Below are 14,219 nucleotides of genomic sequence, written 5' to 3'. Positions count from 1 at the left end.
TCAACCGACAATTCATGATCGGCCAATGGCCCTACCCTCACTCAACGGCATGCGCGCTTTCGAGGCCGCCGCACGTCTCGGCAGCGTCAAGGATGCGGCCGAGGAATTGCATCTGACGCCCTCCGCCATCAGCCGTCACATCCGTGCGCTCGAAAGGAATCTCGGCCAGGATCTGTTCGAGCGCGGCTTTCGCCAGATAACGCCGACCATCCGGGGCTCCTACTATGCGCGCAGCCTCTCCGAAGCGTTCGAAGCGATCTGGCGCGCCACCGACGATGTCAGCCTTGCCGATGGTCCGAGCCACGGCAGGACGCAACGCGTCCGGGTCCTGTGCGTCCCTGCCGTCCTGAACCTTTGGCTGGCGGACCGCTTGCCGAATTTCCGCCGGCTGCATCCGGCGGTGGAACTGGAGATCTCGACGTCAGGCAAGCGCGCCAACTTCGATTTGGCCATTGTCGACGAGTTCGTCTACAAGGCCGGCCCGGCTTTGACCCTGCTGATCCCGCTGGTTCTGACGCCGGTCTGTGCACCCTCATTGCTCGATGGGCCCGTGCCGCTGCGATCGCCCGCCGATCTGGTCAACCATCATCTTATCCATGAGTGCGAGAGCATGAGATGGAAGAGGTGGCTGGAGCAGGAAGGCGTTTTGGACACGACGCCGAAATCCAGCACGACGCTGGATGACTGCACGCTGATCATGCGCGAGGCGATCAATGGCGCGGGAATTGCGCTTGCCGACACGATGATGGCCCAGGATTTTCTTGAGCAAGGCAAACTTGTCGCGCCGTTTCAGGCCCGTCATACCTATCCGGCCGGGATTTACCTGCATCAGCGCCGCAGCATCGGAAACAAGCCGGGCACCGGCCTTTTTCAAGACTGGCTGTTGTCGGAAGTCGAGGACCACAAGCGGGTGATGGCTGTCGCCTAGGTGGCTGCAATCCGAATCACCGCCCCCGTCCAACAGTGACCCACCATGGCGACCCTTCGATAATCGTGGTTCGCATTGAATATCTTTAAGGTCAAAGCCGGCAAATCAGTTGCTTGTCGGTTCCCCGACGTCAGGCGTAACCTTCGCGGTCATCGCGTGGAGGCGCGTGGCCAATCAAGGGGAGGACATCGCAGTGACCATACAAGGCGCATCGCCTGACCTGTACAACGAGGATCTGGCTCCGGCCAAGGTTCGCAACTGGGGACCGTTCTCGATCTTCAACGTCTGGACGTCGGACGTCCACAGCCTATGGGGCTATTATCTCGCCGCCAGCCTGTTTCTGTTCTGCGGCGGCTTCGTCAATTTCATCATCGCCATCGGCATCGGCTCGCTGATCATCTACGCGCTGATGAACATGGTCGGCTATGCCGGCGTGAAGACCGGCGTCCCCTACCCCGTGCTTGCCCGCGCTTCCTTCGGCATCTGGGGCGCCAACATACCGGCACTCGTGCGCGCCATCGTCGCCTGCTTCTGGTACGGGGCGCAGACGGCCGCCGCATCGGGCGCCATCGTGGCATTGCTGACTCGCCTGCAATGGTTCGACGAATTCAACAAGACATCACATCTTCTCGGCCATTCCACCCTCGAAGTGATCTGCTTCGTCATCATCTGGGCGCTGCAGTTGCTGATCATCCAGAAAGGCATGGAAACGGTGCGCCGCTTCCAGGATTGGGCCGGACCGGCAGTCTGGGTGATGATGCTGCTCCTGGCCATCTATCTCTGTGTCAAATCGGGGAGCTTCGCTTTCACCAGCGACATTCCGATGGACGTGCTTCGCGAAAAGACCGCCGATGCCGGCATTCCCGGCGATCCAGGGTCGTGGACAGCACTCTTCGGGGTCGCGGCGATCTGGGTGACCTACTTCTCGGCGCTCTATCTCAACTTCTGCGACTTCGCCCGCTACGCGCCGGACAAGGCCGCATTGCGCAAAGGCAACATCTGGGGCTTGCCGATCAACCTGATCCTGTTCTCGCTGGTTGCCGGCGTCACCACCATCGCTGCCTATGACGTCTACCACGAGGTGCTGCTGCACCCCGACCAGATCTCGGCCAAGTTCGACAGCTGGTTCCTGGCCGCACTCGCTGCCCTGACCTTCGCTGTGGCGACGCTCGGCATCAACGTCGTCGCCAACTTCGTCTCGCCGGCCTTCGACTTCTCCAACGTCTTCCCACGCCAGATCGACTTCAAGAAGGGCGGCTACATCGCCGCGGTGATCGCACTGGTGCTCTATCCCTTCGCGCCCTGGGAAGGCAGTGCGGCGCATTTCGTCGGCATCATCGGCGCGACGATGGGACCGATCTTCGGCGTCATGATGGTGGACTACTATCTCATCCGCAAAGGCGAGGTCGACGTCGAGGCGCTTTATCGCGAGGACGGCGAGTTCCGCTTCCAGGGCGGCTGGCATGTCAACGCCTTCATCGCCGCCGGCATCGGCGCCATCTTCTCGTCGATCCTGCCGAACTTCACCAACTGGCTGCCGTCGTGGTGGGGCGTCTACGGCTGGTTCTTCGGCGTCGCCATTGCCGGCATCATCTACTACGTGCTGCGCACCGCGGCGGTGGGTGCCAGCGCGAAGACGGCAAAGGCGTGAAATGAGGGAGTAGGGAATAGCACCTCCCTACTCCCTACTTTCCGACCATCTCCGCCAGCTTGCGAACCGTGTTCCAGTTGCGCGAGGTGCCGATGCCGAGGCGCTTGTGGTTCATTGCCGCGAGCAGCCGTGATGTTGGCCTCTCGCGAGAAAAGAACACCCAGATGTCGCCGTCGACCCAAAGTATTTTCTCGTCCTCGGCGGCACGCGCCTGGAGTGCCGCAACGGCGACCGCCGGTGCGCGCTCCCGCATCACCCGCACCGCGACCTGATCGCCGGCTTCGGCGGATTCAGCGGAAAACGGATTGGCGGCGGCGAGCTTCAGCCAGCCTCCAGCGTCACGCACGATGATGTCGACATGGCGGCCAAAGGTCTTTTCAAAGGCCGTCTCCAGCCGTTGCTCCAGACTGGAAATCCTGGCTGCTCGTGCCTCGAACACGAGATTGCCCGTGGCCACCAGCGTGCGGGGATTCTTGAAGCCCAGCTCGTAGGCCATGGCCTTGAGGTCGGACATGACCAGACGCCGACCGTCGCCCAACCCGATGCTGTAGAGCAGCGCGACGTAGGTTTGCATGGCGGCGCGGCCGGTATCGGCCTACACCAGCCGCGACTGTTCCACCGCCGCCTCGATGAAGCTGGCGAACAGCGGATGCGGATCGAGCGGCCGGCTCTTCAACTCGGGGTGATACTGCACGCCGATGAACCAGGGATGGTCGGGATATTCGACCGTTTCCGGCAGCACGCCGTCTGGCGACATACCGGCAAACACCAGGCCGCAATCCTCGAGCCGCTCCTTGTAGTCGATATTGACCTCGTAGCGGTGGCGATGGCGCTCTGAAATCTGCGTGTCGCCATAGATGTCTGCGATCTTCGAGCCCTTGGCGAGCTCGGCCTGATAGGCGCCGAGCCGCATCGTGCCGCCGAGATCGCCGGTCTCCCGCCGTTTCTCCAGCATGTTGCCTTTCAACCATTCGGTCATCAGGCCGACAACGGGCTCCCCGGTCGGGCCGAACTCGGTCGAGGAGGCGTGCTCGACGCCGGCCAGCGACCGCGCCGCCTCGATGCAGGCCATCTGCATGCCGAAGCAGATGCCGAAATACGGCACCTTGCGCTCGCGCGCGAACTTCGCCGCCAGGATCTTGCCTTCGGAGCCACGCTCGCCAAAGCCGCCGGGAACCAGGATGCCATGCACCTTCTCCAGCCACGGCGTCGGATCCTCCTTTTCGAAGATTTCCGATTCGATCCAGTCGAGCTTGACCTTGACGTGATTGGCCAGCCCGCCATGCGAAAGCGCCTCGATCAGCGATTTGTAGGCATCCTTGAGGCCGGTGTATTTGCCGACGATGGCGATGGTCACCTCGCCTTCCGGATTGTGGATGCGGTCCGACACCTTCTGCCAGGGCTCCATGCGCGGCTTCGGCGCCGGGTCGATGCCGAAGGCGGCAAGCACTTCCGAATCGAGGCCTTCCTTGTGGTAGGCCATCGGCACGTCGTAGATGTGCGGGACGTCGAGCGCCTGGATGACCGCGCTTTCCCTGACATTGCAGAACAGCGACAGCTTTCTGCGCTCTTCCTTGGGAATGGCGCGATCGGCACGCACCAGAAGGATGTCGGGCGCGATGCCGATGCCGCGCAATTCCTTGACCGAATGCTGGGTCGGCTTGGTTTTCAACTCACCCGCCGTCGGGATGTAGGGCATCAGCGTCAGATGCACGTAGACGGCGTTGTTGCGCGGCAGATCGTTGCCGAGCTGGCGGATCGCCTCGAGGAACGGCATCGCCTCGATGTCGCCGACCGTGCCACCGATCTCGCACAGCACGAAATCATAATCGTCATTGCCATTGAGGACGAAATTCTTGATCTCGTCGGTGACGTGCGGAATGACCTGCACGGTGGCGCCGAGATAGTCGCCGCGCCGCTCGCGCTCGATGATGTTCTTGTAGATGCGGCCGGTGGTGATGTTGTCCTGCTGGTTGGCCGAGCGGCCGGTGAAGCGCTCATAGTGGCCAAGATCGAGATCGGTCTCGGCACCGTCATCGGTGACGAAAACCTCGCCATGCTGGTACGGCGACATCGTGCCGGGATCGACATTGAGGTAAGGGTCGAGCTTTTTGATGCGTGCGCGATAGCCTCGCGCCTGCAGGAGAGCCCCAAGGGCCGCTGCGGCAATGCCTTTTCCAAGTGAGGAAACCACGCCGCCTGTGATGAATACATATCGCGCCATGGGAGTCATCGCTTAACGCGGCCGGATTGATTCCGCCAGAGAAAAAACCGCCGCGAAGGCTTTTTCCCAAGATGGCGCTCGGACCGAGATCCTGAAAGTGGATTCCGGTTTCGGACAAATGTTTTCCGTTTGTCCCGGGATTACGACCGAACAGGCCTGGTCGTGGCCAAGGCAAAACAAAAGGGCCGGCTGAGCCGGCCCTTTCGGCATGTTGATGAAAACGTCAGATGATGACGACTTTGGTACCGACCCTGACGCGGCTGTAGAGGTCCATGACGTGCTCGTTGATCATGCGGAAACAGCCGTTGGAGGCGCTCGTTCCGATCGACTGCGGCGCGATGGTGCCGTGGATACGCAGATGCGTGTCCTTCTTGCCGTCATAAAGGTAGATGGCGCGGGCGCCGAGCGGGTTCTGGCCACCACCGTTCATGCCGTCCTTGAACCGGCCGTAGTGATTGGGCTCGCGCTTCTGCATGTCCAGCGTCGGGATCCAGCGCGGCCATTCCTGCTTGTCGCCGACCGCGACCGTGCCCTTGAACTGCAGGCCCTCGCGGCCGACAGCGATGGCGTAGCGCCGAGCCGTCGTCGAGGATTCGACGAGATAGAGCCGGCGAGCGCTGGTGTCGATGACGATGGTGCCAGCATCGTAGCCAGTGAATTCGACGTCCTGCGGCACGAATTCCGGTTTTACCTTGAAGGGCTTCTTGGCGTCCTTCTTGGCGAGCGCGGCATCGAGCGCGCGTGTCTCGGGCAGATATGAGATGGACGAGGACGACGTACCGCCGAAGAGGCCGGCGAACAGGCCGCCGCTCGACTGCTTCTGACCGATGACTTCGCTGCGCAACTCACCGTCATTGCCCGTCGCCGCGACGTTCATCGCCTCGGGCGTAATCGGCTCTGCCGACTGGATCGGCTCTATCGGGGCCACCGGTTCGATCACCTTGGTGGTCTTCTTGGCCGGCTTGGCCTCGGCCACTTCGGTTGCCGGAGCAGTCTTGCCCTTCGCGGCCAGGAAGGCCTGCCGGTCCGCATCGGCCCTCGCCTTGGCTGCTTCGCGCATGGCCAGCTTCCTGGCTTCAAGCGCCTTGGCCTTGGCGTCCTCCTTGTCGGCAACGATCTTGGCTTCGATCTTCTTGATCTGGGCGAGATCGTCCGGTGTCGGGTTTTTCTTCTTCTTGAGAAGCTTCAACTGCGTTGCGTCGCTTTTGACGGCGACTCTGATGGCGTCGGTTCTTTCAAGCGAAACCGACTGCTGTGCGGCCATGTTTACCGGCATGCCGGCGAAGGCCGGGGAGCTCAGGCCGACCACGGCGCAAAGTCCCAGGAAAATGAAGCTGCGAAGCTGCATGGCGAAGATCCGATCGTTCAATGCTTGTTGCCCACGGCGTCGCCCGGCGTCCCCCAAGGACACCGAAGTTGCCGCGTGCAATCTATAGTCGAATAAGGGCGTATGCCTCAAGCGCGGGGCTGCAACAGCCCACGTCGAATCTTCGTGAACGCGCAGCATTTGCCGCGACTGTGTTCAAACGATCACAGGTCGCGGGTTCGACCAGGTGCGGCTTACTTGTTCGGGACCTGCGGTGCCGCCGGCGCGGTGTTGGTGGTACCGTTGCTTGCCGGGGGCGTCGTGCCGGCGGCAGGCGCGGTGGCCGGAGCCGCGGGCGCAGGCGTCGTGGCGGCGTCGTTGCCGGACGGCGGCGTCGGCTTGGTGCTGCCGGCGGGTGCCGGGGTCGTCGTGCCCGGCAGCTGGTTGAGCACGCCTTTGCCGGCGCCATCCGACGTCGCCGGAACGCGGTCGAGGATGTCGATCGGTTTCTCGCCATAGCGGGCAATGATCGACAAGGTCAGCGACGTCACGAAGAAGGCCGCCGCCAGGATCGCCGTCGCCCGGGTCAAAGCGTTGGCTGCGCCACGCGCCGTCATGAAGCCCGATCCGCCACCAATGCCAAGGCCGCCGCCTTCGGAGCGTTGCAGCAGTACCACGCCGACAAGGGCGAGCACGACCATGAGATGGATGACGATCAGTACGGTTTGCATAGTTTATCCTGGCAAGGCCTTGCCCGGCCGTGGACACGACCGGTGAATTGGAGGCGGCTCAATACAATGCTTTCACGGCATTTCCAAGCCCGTGGCCGGAATATGGGAAGCAACGCGCCCTTTGCAACGAATTTGGACGGGACGAGCCCCGCCCATCGTCGTGTATCTCAGCCTAAAATGCTGCGATAGGCTTCGGCGATACCGAGGAAATCGGCCGCTTTCAGGCTGGCGCCGCCGACCAACGCGCCATCGACATTCCGCACGCCCAGCAGTTCCACCGCATTGGACGGCTTGACCGAGCCGCCGTAGAGAATGCGCATCTTGGCGGCTGCCGCACCAAGCTTCTCCGCAAGCTTTTCACGGATATGCGCATGCGCTTCGGCCACGTCGGCCGCGGTCGGCGTCAGGCCGGTGCCGATAGCCCATACCGGCTCATAGGCAATGACGGTGTTGGACGGCGTGGCACTTGGCGGCACCGACCCGTCGACCTGGCGCGCCAGCACGTCGAGCGTGGCGCCCGCCTCGCGCTGCTGCTGCGTCTCGCCTATGCAGACGATGGCTACAAGCCCGGCGCGCCATGCGGCGGCGGCCTTGGCCTGGACCGTCGCATCGTCTTCGCCACGCTGTTCGCGGCATTCGGAATGGCCGACAATGACATGGCTCGCGCCCGCGTCCTTCAGCATCTCGGCCGAGATGCAGCCGGTGTAGGCGCCACTTTCCTTGGTGTGGCAGTCCTCGCCGCCGGCATGGACGGGCGTGCGCGATAGAATTTCCGCGGCATGCGAAAGCAGCGTCGCGGGAACGCAGACCAGTGCTTCGGTCTCCGCGTCGAGCCCGCTCATGAACCCGTTGCCGATCATCCTGAGTTCGTTCAGCGAGGCGCTGGTGCCGTTCATTTTCCAGTTGCCGGCGACAAGCGGGCGAATTCCAGGCGTCATGGTCTGCTTCTCCGGGCAATATCAAGCTGTGGCCCTCACTACCAAAATCAGGCCACAAAGCAATCGACAGTGGACCGGAAGGGCGCTATTGCGCTTGTTTCAAACTCGGCGCATGCGAAAATGCGCATAAATCGGAAGTAACGATGCTTGGTGTATTGAGAAGCGCGGCGGGTACCTGGGTCGCGAAGACATTGCTTTCGCTGCTGGTGGTCAGTTTTGCCGCCTGGGGCATCTCCGGACGGCTGATGGGCGGCTTTGCCGGCCATGATTCGGTGATAACGGCGGGCGGCACCAAAGTATCGATCAACGAATACCGCCTCGCCTATGATCGCCAGCTCGCCGTCATGTCGCAGCAGTTCGGCCAGCGTCTTACCCATGAACAGGCGAAGGCGCTCGGCATCGACAACACCGTGCTGTCGCAACTCGTTTCCGGCGCCGTTCTCGACGAACAGGCGCGCAAACTGGGGCTGGGGTTCTCCAAGGACAAGCTGGCGGAACTGACGCGGGAGGAACCCGCCTTCCGGGGGCCGGACGGCCAGTTCGACCGCAGGGTCTTCGAGGGACGGCTTCGCGATCTCGGCATGCGGCCCGAGGACTATTTGAAGAACAAGGCTCAGGTCGCGGTGCGCCAGCAGATCGTCGAGGCGGTTTCGGACGGCCTCAAGGCCCCGGATACATTCTTCAAGGCGGTGGCGCTCTACCGTGGCGAAGACCGCACCGTCGACTATCTGACGTTGCCGAAGACGCTCGTCGAACCGATCGAGGCGCCGAGCGACAGCGTGCTTCAGGCCTATTTCGAGGCCAACAAGAAAACCTACGCGGCACCCGAATACCGCAAATTCTCTTATGTGCGCCTCGAGCCGGTGGACATCGCGGATCCGACCGCCGTCACCGACCAACAGGTCAGCGACGACTACAACAAGAACAAGGCGCGCTACACCACGCCCGAAATGCGCACGATCGAGCAACTTGTGTTCAAGACCCCGGATGCGGCCAAGGCGGCGCTCGATTCGCTCAAGGCCGGCGCCACTTTCGAAAAGCTGGTGACCGCCGAAGGCAAGACCCCGGCCGACACGCTGCTTGGCACCCTCGCCAAGGACAAGATCGCCGACAAGGCGGTTGCCGATGCTGCCTTCGCGCTGAGCGCCAATGAAGTCAGCCAGGTCGTTCAGGGTGCCTTCGGTCCGGTGTTGCTCCGCGTCACCGAGATCAAGCCCGAAGTGGTGAAGCCGCTCGCCGAAGTGTCCGGCCAGATTCGCAAGGATCTGGCTCTTGGCGAGGCAAGCCGCATCCTCTTGGATGTGCATGACAGTTACGAAGACACCCGTGCTTCCGGAAGTTCGCTGGCCGACACGGCCGCCAAGCTGAAGCTGAAGGACATCACCATCGACGCCGTCGACCGCAGTGGCCTCAGGCCGGACGGCTCCATCGTCAAGGACCTGCCGGAATCGCCGCAGTTGATCAAGGCGGTTTTTGACGCGGAACCCAACACCGAAAACGAAGCGCTGACCACGGCCGACAACGGCTTCGTCTTCTATGAGGTTGCTTCGATAACGCCGGCCCGCGACCGGACGCTCGACGAGGTTCGCCAGAAGGTTGTTGCCGACTGGACGGCGGCGGAGACCACCAAGCGCCTTGCCGCCAAGGCGGGAGACCTTGAAAAGCGGCTCAAGGCCGGCACCACGCTCGACGTCATCGCCGGCGAGCTCAAGTTGGAAAAACAGACCAAGCGCGGCCTGAAGCGCGAAGCCGACGACGCCGATTTCGGCAAGGAAGGTGCTGCCGTGATGTTCGGCGTCGGCGAAGGCGGCACCGGCTTGATCCCCTCGCCCACCGGCGACGGACAGATCCTGTTCAAGGTCGCCGAAGTGTTCGAGCCTGCCGGGGCCGATGCCAGTTCGGTGCCGGAGGACGCACAGAAGTCCTTCACCTCCGGCATGTCGGACGATCTGCTCGACCAGTTGGTGGCGCAGTTGCAGACGCAATACGACGTCCGCATCGACCAGGCCGCCGTAGCCCAAGCCTCGACAAGATGAGCGCGTTGAAAACCCATATCGCCAAGGTCGCGGCCGGCACCCCGCTTTCCTTCGAGGAAGCGCGCGAGGCCTTCGACATCATCATGTCTGGCGACGCGACCCCCGGGCAGATCGGCGGCTTCCTGATGGCGCTACGCGTGCGCGGCGAGACGGTGAGCGAGATTTCGGGCGCCGTCGCCACGATGCGAGCCAAGATGCTGCGTGTCGAGGCGCCAGCCGGTGCCATAGATATCGTCGGCACGGGCGGGGACAACTCCCACAGTGTCAACATTTCGACCGGTTCGGCATTCGTCATCGCCGCCGCCGGGGTGCCGGTCGCCAAGCACGGCAATCGCGGCCTCTCCTCGCTGACCGGCGCGGCTGATGTGCTGATCGCGCTTGGGGTCAAGATAGACATTGCGCCGGAGACTATTGGCCGCTGCATCCATGAAGCCGGCGTCGGCTTCATGTTCGCGCCCGCGCACCATCCGGCGATGAAACATGTCGGCCCGACCCGCGTCGAACTCGGCACCCGCACCATCTTCAACCTGCTTGGCCCCCTCTCCAATCCGGCTGGCGTCACCAGGCAGATGGTCGGCGTGTTCCTGCCGGAATGGATCGTGCCGGTGGCAGAGACATTGAAGGCACTGGGCACCGAGCATGCCTGGGTTGTTCACGGCGACGGCTATGACGAAATCACCACCACCGGCGAGACGCAGGTGGCGGAACTGATCGGCGGTGAGATCCGCAGCTTCACGCTGACTCCGGAAGAGGTTGGATTGAAGCGCCACACCAAGGACGAGCTGCGCGGTGGCGACGCTGCCTACAACGCCAAGGCATTGCGCGATATGCTGGGCGGCGCGGCCGGTGCCTATCGCGACACCGTGCTGATGAATGCCGGCGCCGGGCTGGTGATCGCGGGCAAGGCAACGACGCTTGGCGACGGCATCGAGCTCGCCGCGCAAGCCATCGACAGCGGCCGGTCGCTGCAGGTGCTCGATCGTCTGGTCGAAATCTCGAACGGGTGAACCGTGTCTGACATTCTGCGCAAGATCGAGGCCTACAAGCGCGACGAGATCGCGGCGGCCAAGGCACGCGTGCCGCTGGCTGAGATCAAGGCGCGCGCGAAAGATGCCGACGCGCCACGCGGCTTTCTCGCCGCGCTCGAGGCGAAACACAGGTCGGGCGGCTTCGCCCTGATCGCCGAAATCAAGAAGGCGAGCCCCTCCAAGGGGCTGATCCGTGCCGATTTCGATCCGCCGGTACTGGCGCGGGCCTATGAAGAGGGTGGCGCCGCGTGTCTTTCGGTGTTGACCGATGCACCGTCCTTCCAGGGCGCGCCGGAATTTCTCACCAAAGCAAGGGCGGCCGTCGCCCTGCCCGCGCTGCGCAAGGATTTCCTGTTCGATCCCTATCAGGTCCATGAGGCGCGCGCCTGGGGCGCCGATGCCATCCTGATCATCATGGCCAGCGTCGACGATGCCTTGGCGAGCGAATTGGAAGCAACCGCATTCGAGCTCGGCATGGACGCGCTGATCGAGGTGCATGACGAGGCCGAGACCGAGCGCGCGCTGAAATTGTCGTCGCGGCTGATCGGCATAAACAACCGTAATCTCCGGACCTTCGAAACCAGCCTCGAAACCTCCGAGCGGCTGGCGCCGATGGTGCCGGGCGGCCACCTGCTGGTCAGCGAGAGCGGCATTTTCACCCACGACGATTGCCTGAGGATGCGCAAGACCGGCATCGGCACATTCCTGGTCGGCGAGAGCCTGATGCGGCAAGCGGATGTCGCCGCGGCGACGCGCCTGCTCTTGACGGGCAAGGTATCGGCCAAGGCTCTCTGACGATGACATCAGCCCTCACCCATCTCGGCGCGCAGGGCGAGGCCAACATGGTCGATGTCGGCGACAAGGAAGAGACGACACGAACCGCGATCGCCGAGGGTTTCGTTTCGATGCAACCCGAAACGCTGAACACCATCCTCGCCGGCAACGCCAGGAAGGGCGACGTGCTCGGCACCGCGCGCATCGCCGGCATCATGGCGGCGAAGAAGACGCATGAGCTGATCCCGCTCTGCCATCCGCTCCTCCTCACCAAGGTTTCCGTCGACATCGAGCCCGACCATGCGCTGCCGGGCCTGAAAGTCACCGCGCTGGCGCGTGTCACCGGCAAGACAGGCGTCGAGATGGAAGCGCTGACCGCGGCATCCGTGGCCTGCCTGACCATTTACGACATGGCCAAGGCGGTCGACCGCGCCATGGTCATTTCCGGTGTCCGCCTGGTGGAAAAGACCGGCGGCAAGTCCGGCGACTACAAGGCTGGCGCCTGATGGCGCTGGTTCCGGTCGCGGAGGCGCTCGAACGCCTGTTGGATGGAGCCGCACCCCTGGCCGGCGAAAGCGTCTCTCTCTTCGAGGCGGTCGATCGTGTGCTGGCCGAGCCTGTCGTGGCACTGCGCACACAGCCGCCTTTCAACGCTTCGGCCATGGATGGCTACGCGGTTCGCGCCGCCGATGTCGCTTCGGTGCCGTCGAAACTCTCGGTGATCGGCATGGCGCCGGCCGGGCGCGGCTTCGACGGTACGGTCGGCGAGCGCCAGGCCGTGCGCATCTTTACCGGCGCGCCGCTGCCGCAAGGCGCCGACACCATCGTCATCCAGGAAAACGTCCGGGATGTCGGTGACGGCACGATCGAGGTGATCGAGCCCACAGCCGAGTGGCGCAACATCCGCCGCGTCGGCCTCGACTTTTCCAAGGGCGACGTCTTGCTGGAAAAAGGCCGCCTGCTGGATCCCGCGGCATTGTCGCTGGCGGCATCCGCCAATCATGCTCAGGTGACCGTGGTCAAACGGCCGCTCGTCGCCATCATCGCCACCGGCGACGAGTTGTTGCCGCCCGGCAGTGAGCTGGGGCCGGACCAGATCATCTCGTCCAACGCCTATGGCGTCGCCGCCACCGCGCAATCGGTTGGCGCCCGTGCCCTCGACCTTGGCATTGCCGCCGACCGGCAGGAGGCCATCGCAGCCCTGGTGAAGAAGGCGGTTGCGGCCGGCGCGGATGTCATTGTCACGCTTGGCGGCGCCTCGGTCGGCGACCATGACCTGATCCATGACGTGCTGACCGGCGAAGGCATGACGCTCGGCTTCTGGAAGATCGCCATGCGCCCCGGAAAGCCGCTGATGTTCGGCCGGCTCGGCGCCATCAGGTGCATCGGCCTGCCCGGCAATCCGGTGGCAAGCCTGGTCTGCTCGCAATTGTTCCTGAAGCCCCTGCTGGCGCGGCTCGGTGGCCGAAATCATCGTCAGGACATACGTCAGGCTCGGCTGGGCGCCGCAATGCCGGCCAACGATCTGCGCCAGGATTACGTGCGGGCGGTGGTCAAGGAAGACGATGGCGGGCTGGTGGCGACCCCGTTCGGCATTCAGGACTCTTCGATGCTGAGAATGCTGGCGGACGCCAACGGGCTGGTGGTGCGCGCGCCGTTTGCACCTGCATCCGGCGTTGGAGACTCCTGCAGCGTGCTGATGCTTCGCTGAAGAATCGCCACCTAAGCTGCTGATAACGGAATAGAAAAACGACCGACTACTCCGAGATCAAGGTCCGCGTCAGCGGATGGGCCGGATCGGCAAGGCCATCGACGATGTCGAAATGATGCCGGTCGGGCTCGACCACGCAGCTGGTCGTGGCGCCAAGGCCGGTCCAGATGTTGGCCAGCAGCGCGTTCTGGCGCAGGAACTCCGAACGCTCCCCGCCGCCGACCCAGCAGGTGATGCGAACACCATCCATGGGCCGCAGCAAAGCCGGGCTTTCCGCCAGGGCTTCGGCTTCATCGATCGCCAGCGCCGCATTGTGTCCGGTGAACATGAGCGGGCGCAAATCATGCAGACCCGAAATCGAAACGACATGGCGTACGCGCTTTGCCACATCGGCCGCCAAAGGCGTCGATATGGTCACCATGCGGCTGGCGAGATGTCCGCCGGCCGAATGTCCGGTCAGCATCAGCGGTCCGCCGACCATCGCCGCCGCCTTGCTGATCGCCGCGCCGATTTCACGGACGATTCCGGCGATGCGTATGTCCGGGCACTGCGTGTAAGACGGCATCGCCACGGCATAACCGTTCTCGACCGCGCCCTTGGCAAGGTGCGACCAGTCGCTCTTGTCGGACTCAAGCCAGTAACCGCCATGGATGAACACGACGAGCCCCTTGGGCGCGGCCTTTGGAAAGAAGAGATCGAACCGATTGCGCGGGCGCTCGCCATAGGCGATGTTGATGCGGGCACGCCCTTCAGCCGACAATGCGTCACGAAACAATTGTGCCGGTTCCGCCCAGGCCGCCGGCCAGCGGTTGCCGCCCGCAATATTGGCGCCGTTGGCGTAGGCGTTGTCCCAATCGGCAATGCGATGTCCAGGCATCGGTACCCTCCCCCG

13 protein-coding genes are annotated in these 14,219 nt (G+C 63.4%); 7 read left to right on the top strand and 6 right to left on the bottom strand.

What is annotated here, in order from left to right; genetic code table 11:
• Nucleotides 1-25 precede the first annotated feature (25 nt).
• Together EB233_RS19205 and EB233_RS19200 are read left to right on the top strand one after the other, a co-directional pair.
• A complete protein-coding gene (locus EB233_RS19205; protein WP_064988648.1) occupies nt 26-928 on the top strand; it encodes a LysR substrate-binding domain-containing protein in 903 nt (300 codons plus the stop codon).
• A gap of 193 nt (nt 929-1,121) precedes the next feature.
• The gene (locus tag EB233_RS19200; RefSeq protein WP_064988852.1) at nt 1,122-2,579 is read left to right on the top strand and encodes an NCS1 family nucleobase:cation symporter-1; all 1,458 of its coding nucleotides are present in this window, start codon (nt 1,122-1,124) and stop codon (nt 2,577-2,579) included.
• A 34-nt stretch (nt 2,580-2,613) separates the two neighbouring features.
• Here EB233_RS19200 and EB233_RS19195 read toward each other — a convergent pair whose 3' ends face one another.
• The 5 genes from EB233_RS19195 to tpiA form a co-directional block, all read right to left on the bottom strand.
• Nucleotides 2,614-3,153, bottom strand: a complete 540-nt coding sequence (locus EB233_RS19195; protein ID WP_064988647.1) for a DUF1697 domain-containing protein — start codon at nt 3,151-3,153, stop codon at nt 2,614-2,616.
• A gap of 21 nt (nt 3,154-3,174) precedes the next feature.
• Entirely contained in the window at nt 3,175-4,812 is a 1,638-nt protein-coding gene (gene pyrG, locus EB233_RS19190) for a CTP synthase (RefSeq protein WP_081293960.1), read from the bottom strand.
• 214 nt (nt 4,813-5,026) lie between these two features.
• Nucleotides 5,027-6,151, bottom strand: a complete 1,125-nt coding sequence (locus EB233_RS19185) for a L,D-transpeptidase (protein ID WP_064988645.1) — start codon at nt 6,149-6,151, stop codon at nt 5,027-5,029.
• Nucleotides 6,152-6,363: 212 nt separating this feature from the next.
• Nucleotides 6,364-6,840, bottom strand: a complete 477-nt coding sequence (gene secG, locus EB233_RS19180) for a preprotein translocase subunit SecG (protein ID WP_064988644.1) — start codon at nt 6,838-6,840, stop codon at nt 6,364-6,366.
• A gap of 167 nt (nt 6,841-7,007) precedes the next feature.
• Nucleotides 7,008-7,778 (bottom strand): triose-phosphate isomerase, encoded by a 771-nt coding sequence (gene tpiA / locus EB233_RS19175; protein ID WP_064988643.1) that lies wholly within the window; start codon nt 7,776-7,778, stop codon nt 7,008-7,010.
• A 143-nt stretch (nt 7,779-7,921) separates the two neighbouring features.
• On the opposite strand from tpiA, the gene EB233_RS19170 reads away from it, so the two are divergent.
• Genes EB233_RS19170 through EB233_RS19150 form a run of 5 tightly spaced genes read left to right on the top strand, consistent with a single transcriptional unit; the run spans nt 7,922 to nt 13,327 of the window.
• Complete coding sequence (locus EB233_RS19170) at nt 7,922-9,814, top strand: peptidyl-prolyl cis-trans isomerase (protein ID WP_064988642.1); 1,893 nt, start codon at nt 7,922-7,924, stop codon at nt 9,812-9,814.
• Entirely contained in the window at nt 9,811-10,821 is a 1,011-nt protein-coding gene (trpD, locus tag EB233_RS19165) for an anthranilate phosphoribosyltransferase (RefSeq protein WP_064988641.1), read from the top strand. Before EB233_RS19170 ends, trpD begins: the two co-directional genes overlap by 4 nt.
• Nucleotides 10,822-10,824: 3 nt before the next feature.
• Nucleotides 10,825-11,637, top strand: coding sequence for an indole-3-glycerol phosphate synthase TrpC (trpC, locus tag EB233_RS19160; protein WP_064988640.1), 813 nt, complete (start codon nt 10,825-10,827; stop codon nt 11,635-11,637).
• Between the two features lie 2 nt (nt 11,638-11,639).
• The gene (moaC, locus tag EB233_RS19155) at nt 11,640-12,122 is read left to right on the top strand and encodes a cyclic pyranopterin monophosphate synthase MoaC (protein ID WP_064988639.1); all 483 of its coding nucleotides are present in this window, start codon (nt 11,640-11,642) and stop codon (nt 12,120-12,122) included.
• Nucleotides 12,122-13,327, top strand: coding sequence for a molybdopterin molybdotransferase MoeA (locus EB233_RS19150; protein WP_064988638.1), 1,206 nt, complete (start codon nt 12,122-12,124; stop codon nt 13,325-13,327). Before moaC ends, EB233_RS19150 begins: the two co-directional genes overlap by 1 nt.
• A gap of 46 nt (nt 13,328-13,373) precedes the next feature.
• Here EB233_RS19150 and EB233_RS19145 read toward each other — a convergent pair whose 3' ends face one another.
• Nucleotides 13,374-14,204 (bottom strand): alpha/beta hydrolase, encoded by an 831-nt coding sequence (locus EB233_RS19145; RefSeq protein WP_064988851.1) that lies wholly within the window; start codon nt 14,202-14,204, stop codon nt 13,374-13,376.
• Nucleotides 14,205-14,219 lie beyond the last annotated feature (15 nt).

It is taken from the genome of Mesorhizobium erdmanii (assembly GCF_013170725.1).
GTDB classification, from domain to species: domain Bacteria; phylum Pseudomonadota; class Alphaproteobacteria; order Rhizobiales; family Rhizobiaceae; genus Mesorhizobium; species Mesorhizobium erdmanii.
The sequence above is the reverse complement of the archived record's forward strand: the minus strand, read 5'-3'. Positions and strand labels throughout refer to the sequence as shown.